This is a genomic window from Kitasatospora sp. NPDC059803 (genome assembly GCF_042732255.1).
Taxonomy (GTDB): domain Bacteria; phylum Actinomycetota; class Actinomycetes; order Streptomycetales; family Streptomycetaceae; genus Kitasatospora.
On sequence record NZ_JBHWIJ010000140.1, the window covers coordinates 15,620 to 20,669 of the forward strand.

The 5,050-nt window shown below is 76.5% G+C and carries 4 protein-coding genes; 1 reads left to right on the top strand and 3 read right to left on the bottom strand.

Features of this window, described 5'->3' with window-relative positions; all coding sequences use genetic code 11:
• Positions 1 to 1,938, bottom strand: a 1,938-nt coding sequence (locus ACFV6I_RS22055; protein ID WP_380427160.1) for a polysaccharide lyase 8 family protein, incomplete at its 3' end; no start/stop codon positions are given.
• A 131-nt stretch (positions 1,939 to 2,069) separates the two neighbouring features.
• Positions 2,070 to 3,077, bottom strand: a complete 1,008-nt coding sequence (locus ACFV6I_RS22060) for a LacI family DNA-binding transcriptional regulator (protein ID WP_380427162.1) — start codon at positions 3,075 to 3,077, stop codon at positions 2,070 to 2,072.
• A 259-nt stretch (positions 3,078 to 3,336) separates the two neighbouring features.
• Between ACFV6I_RS22060 and ACFV6I_RS22065 the strand changes: the two genes are divergently transcribed.
• On the top strand, positions 3,337 to 4,785 hold the full coding sequence (locus ACFV6I_RS22065) for a DUF2252 domain-containing protein (protein ID WP_380427168.1): 1,449 nt from the start codon (positions 3,337 to 3,339) through the stop codon (positions 4,783 to 4,785).
• 71 nt (positions 4,786 to 4,856) lie between these two features.
• Here the strand turns inward: ACFV6I_RS22065 and ACFV6I_RS22070 are convergent.
• The coding region (locus tag ACFV6I_RS22070; RefSeq protein WP_380427164.1) for an alpha/beta fold hydrolase at positions 4,857 to 5,050 on the bottom strand (194 nt) is incomplete at its 5' end.

Below are 5,050 nucleotides of genomic sequence, written 5' to 3' on the forward strand. Positions count from 1 at the left end.
GCGCGCGCTCCCCCCCCACGCCCCCCCCCCCCCGCCCCGCCCCCGCGCGCAACCGGTGGTCGCCCACGCGCCCCCCCCCGACCCCGCCCGCGCCGCCCAGGGCACGCCGTCGGCCCCCCGACTCCAGCCGGGGTCGGCGGGCTGGCGGACGCCATCCAGCACGAACTCCCGGTCCTCGCGGGCCCCGAGGTTGCGGTGGTCGACGGTCGTGCGGACGGCGACGCCGTCGGTGCAGCCGATGCCCGCGCCGAGGCAGACGATCGAATCGTCCAGGCAGAACCAGGACTTGCGCCCGACCAGGGTGGATCCGAGGCCCCGGACGTCCTGGCCGACCACCGACCGGTCGCCGTCGCTCGCCCCGCCCGCCCCGGCGGGCGCCGGGCGGGCCTGGCCCCAGTCGCCCCCGGCGCCGTCGGCCAGCGGGCGCGTCGACACGGTGGTGCCGGGCAGCCGGTAGGGGTCGGCGGTGGGCCAGAAGGAGTCGCTGTACTGTTCGTCGCCCTGCTCGCCGCCGTACCAGTAGAGCATTCCGCTGCCGCTGTGCCAGGCCCGCAGGTTCTCGCCGTTCCCGCACTCGTAGAAGGCGGTCCGGGACGAGGACAGGCTGAGCTGCGCGCTCCAGCCGGGCCGGCGGTGGACGGCCCGGTCCATGGTGAACACCCGGCTGCCCGTGCCCTCGTCCGCCGCCCGGGTGCCGGAGTCCGCCAGGAGGGCCTGTGCGCGGGCGAGTTCGGGGATGTCGGCGAGGACGTTGGACAGGTAGGGGAGCACCTGGTCGCGCTGGAGGGAGCCCTTCACGGCGGCGCGCCAGGCCGCCGCCTGGGCGGCTGGCACCGACCCGGAGTCGGCCAGCCGCAGGACGTCCCCGAGCAGGGCGTGGCCGCGCACGTGGTCGTCCAGGCGGGCCCGCCGCGCGTCGCCGGCCTGCACGCCGCGGCTGACGGCGCGGCCCGAAACCCCGTCCATCACCAGGCCGTTGAACAGGAACGGCAGGAACCCCCGGTCCACGGCGGTGAACACGTTCCGCAGCGCGGGGTCGGTGACGGCCCAGGGCGTGCCGGCGAGCAGGCGCAGCAGCCGGCTCAGGCTGCCGAGCAGCACCTCGCCGTAGCTGCCGGTGTACGGCACCCAGGTGTGCTGGACGAAGCTGCCGTCGGCGTAGATCCCGTCGCCGGTGGTCACGTAGCGGAACACCGGTGACAGCCCCCGCTGCGCGGCGGCGACCGGGGCCGCCGAGCGGCCGATGACACCGCGCAGCGCGAGCACCCGGCACAGGTCCACCCGGTTGGCCCCGGTGCTGGTGCCGGTGTACTTGTCGACCACCGAGGACGGGACGAAGTGGTCCACGGCCGCACCGCACGCGGCCGCCCGTTCGGCCGTCAGGAGGTCGCCGAGCAGCACGCACACGTCCAGCAGGGCCTGGGGGGCGCCGATCTGCCAGTCCCACCAGTTCCCGTACGACGTGGTGGTGGCGGTGTAGGCGCGCTGGAGCACCCAGTCCAGGCCGGTCGCGACGGCGGCGCCGAGGCCTGGGTCGCCCGTCGAGCCGGTGGCCGGCCGGGTGAGGGCCAGGGCCATGAGCCGCAGCCGCCCGACCGTCGACGTGACGGCGGCGGAGGCCGAGCCGACCGGCAGATCGGGCCAGAGCGACCCGGCCTGCGGGCTCAACGCGGCCTGGTGGCGCCGTGCCTGGTCGCCCAGCGCGGTGAGCGCGCGGGCGAACGGCGGCGCGGCCGGGTCGTACCCGGTGCCGGTCAGCTGCTCGGACCAGGCCGCGCGCATCGCGTCGTAGTTGTCGGCGGCCCGGGCCTCGGTGGGCCCTCCGAGCCACCACGCGGCCGCCGCGGCGGTGGCGGCGGCGCTGGTCCTGAGCAGTCCGCGCCTGCTCAGGAGCGGTATCGACGCCGGGTCACCGGTCTTCGTCCACGAGCTGTCCATCGGGCCGTCCTTCCTCGCGAACTCCCTTGTCTGACGGGAGAGTAAGCGCTTTCTATCGCGAGGACAACGCTTCCGGCACGGGCTCGTGGCCGGAGGGCCCGCGACCGGAGAGCCTGCTACCGGAGGGCCGGCTACCCGACCGGCCCCGTCGACCCGCGGGGCACCAGCTCGGTGGCGAGGACGGCCCGCTGCGGCTCGGGGCCGGGGCGGTGCAGCGCGAGGCGCAGCGCCGTGCGGCCGAGGTCGAGGTGCGGGATGCGCACGGTGGTCAGGCCGGGCCTGAGGTCCTCGGCCCCGGGCAGGTCGTTGAAGCCGATCACCGAGACCTGTTCGGGCACGGAGATCCCGTGCTCCCGCAGGACCGTCAGCACGACGGCCGCCACGTCGTCGTCGTGCGCGAAGACCGCCGAGAAGTCCGGCGGGCCCTGGGCCAGGCGGCGGCGCAGCCAGGCCCGCGCGCCGTCCCGGGTGTGGCACCCCTCCACCGTCAATTCGGCCGGGTGGCGTAGGCCTTGGGCCGCCAGCGCGGCCTGGTACCCGGCGAGGCGCTCCCGGGTGGTGGTGGTCGCGGCCGGTCCGCCGAGGAAGAGGATCCGCCGGTGGCCCAGCGCCAGCAGGTGGTCGACGGCCGCCCGCGCGCCGCCCGCGTTGTCGTAGTGCACGGCCGTCAGCGGCAGTTCCTCCCCCGGGGCGGGCCGGCCGCAGAGCACCAGCCGGGAGCCGGCCGCGTCCAGGATGCCCGCCAGCCGGGCGATCCGGGAGCGGTACCCCGGGCTGTCCTCCACCCCGCCCACCAGCACGACGGCCTCCACGTCGCGCGCCCGCATCTCCTCGACCAGCGTCAGTTCGCGGTCGGGGTCGTCGTCGGTCGCCGCCACCAGGCAGAGGCAGCCCTCGTCCACCGCCTGCCGCTCCACGCCGTGCGCGACCCGGTTGTGGAAGGGCGCCGCGAGGTTGCCCAGCAGGATCGCCACCGTCCGGGACCGCCGGCCGGCCAGCGCCCGCGCCTGCGCGTTCACGACGTAGTCGAGGTCGCGCACCGCGCGCAGCACCCGCTCCCGGGTGGCCCCGGCCACCGGGTAGTCACCCGCCAGCACGCGCGACACCGTCGCCATCGAAACGCCCGCCAGCGCCGCCACGTCGTTCACCGTGGGCCTGCCCCGCCGGGCTCTCCCCCCGTCGCTCACCGCTGTCCCCCCGGTCCCGACCGACTCCGCGCCCGGCCTTCGACGGCGGGCCGTGCCCCGAGGATACGGGCGGCTGCCGCCTCGCGTCCGCCGGGCTCAGGAACCGTCGTCAGGCGTCGGACGTCACTCCCCCTGCAGAACCGTTCGCGCAGGTCGCGGGCGGGTGGGAGCCGGAAGGGACGGGTGGGGAACGGTGACGCAGGTGACCGAGGTGACCGAGGTGACCGAGGTGGCAGACGGGGCCGCGGCCGACGTGGACGGAGCTGCGCCGCAGGGGCGGCGGGCGTTCGCGGTGGCCGGGTTCGCGTCGGGGCAGGGCGGGCGTTCGCGGGAGCGGGGGAAGGCGCTGCGCGGGCGCATCCCCCGGGAGCGGCACGCGGAGTTCTCGCCGGTGCCCGGGCGGCCGACGGCCGTCGAGGCGATCGAGGCGTCCAACGCGGGCCGGATCGCCGCGTTGGTGCCGATCCGGGTGGGGCGGATGGCCGCCACGCCGTTCGCGTTCCTGCGCGGTTCGGCCGGACTGATGGCCGCCGACCTGGCGGGCACCCCGGCCACCGGGGTCGGCGCCCAGCTGTGCGGGGACGCGCACGCCGCCAACTTCGGGCTGTACGGGGACGCCCGCGGGCAACTGGTGATGGACATCAACGACTTCGACGAGACCGTGCCCGGCCCGTGGGAGTGGGACCTCAAGCGGCTGGCCGCGAGCCTGGTGCTGGCCGGCCGCGAGACCGGGGCCGACGAGACCACCGCCCGGGAGGCCGCCCGGCACGCGGCCGGCTCCTACCGCCGCACGATGCGCACGCTCGCCAAGCTGCCCGCGCTGGACGCCTGGAACGCCGTCGCGGACGAGCAGTTGGTCTCCTTCACCGAGGCGCACGACCTGGCCGAGGTGCTGCGCAAGGTCGGCGCGAAGGCGCTGGGCAACACCAGCGCCAGATTCGCCGCCCGCAGCACCACCCGTACGGCGGACGGCGGTCGGCGGTTCACGGCCGCTCCGCCGGTGCTCACCGAGGTGACCGACGCGACCGCGCGGGCCGTCGCGCAGTCGCTCGGCCCGTACGTGGCGACGGTGCCCGCCGAGGTGCGCACCCTGCTGTCCCGCTACCGGGTGCAGGACGTGGCGTTCCGGGTGGTGGGCACCGGCAGCGTCGGCACCCGCTCGTACGTGGTGCTGCTCACCGACCACCGGGACCAGCCGCTGGTGCTCCAGGTGAAGGAGGCCCGCCCGTCCGTGCTGCTGCCGTACCTGGAGCGCGCGGGCCACCCGGTGGCCGGTCAGGACGGCCACGAGGGCCGCCGGGTGGTGCTCGGGCAGAAGCACATGCAGGTGGTCAGCGACACCCTGCTGGGCTGGACGACGGTGGACGGACTCCCCTACCAGGTCCGGCAGTTCCGCAACCGCAAGGGCAGCGTCGACCCGGCCGCGCTGCTGCCGGGCCAACTGGACGACTACGCCCGGATCACCGGCGCCCTGCTGGCCCGGGCGCACGCGCACACCGCCGACCCCGGCCTGCTGGCCGGCTACTGCGGCAGGAGCGAGGCGCTGGACGAGGCGGTCGCGGCCTTCGCCGTCGCGTACGCGGACCGGACCGAGGCCGACCACGCCGACCTGGTCGCGGCGGTGCGCGCCGGCCGCCTGCCGGCCGAGTTCGGCGTCTGACCGGCGCGTTCCGCCCCGAGGCGTCCGCGTCAGGACGTCCGCGCCAGAACGTCCGCGTCAGGACGTCCGCGTCAGGCGGACAGGAACGGCGCCACCGCGGCGACGAACTCGGCGGGCCGGGCACTGTGCACGAGGTGCCCGGCCTCGATGGTGACCATCCGGCAGTCCGGGATCAGCCGGGCGAGCTCGGCGAGCCGCTCCTGCGGGACGAGGCTCGCCGAGCCGCCCGCGACCCCCAGGGTGCGGGCGGTGTTCCCGGCCCTCC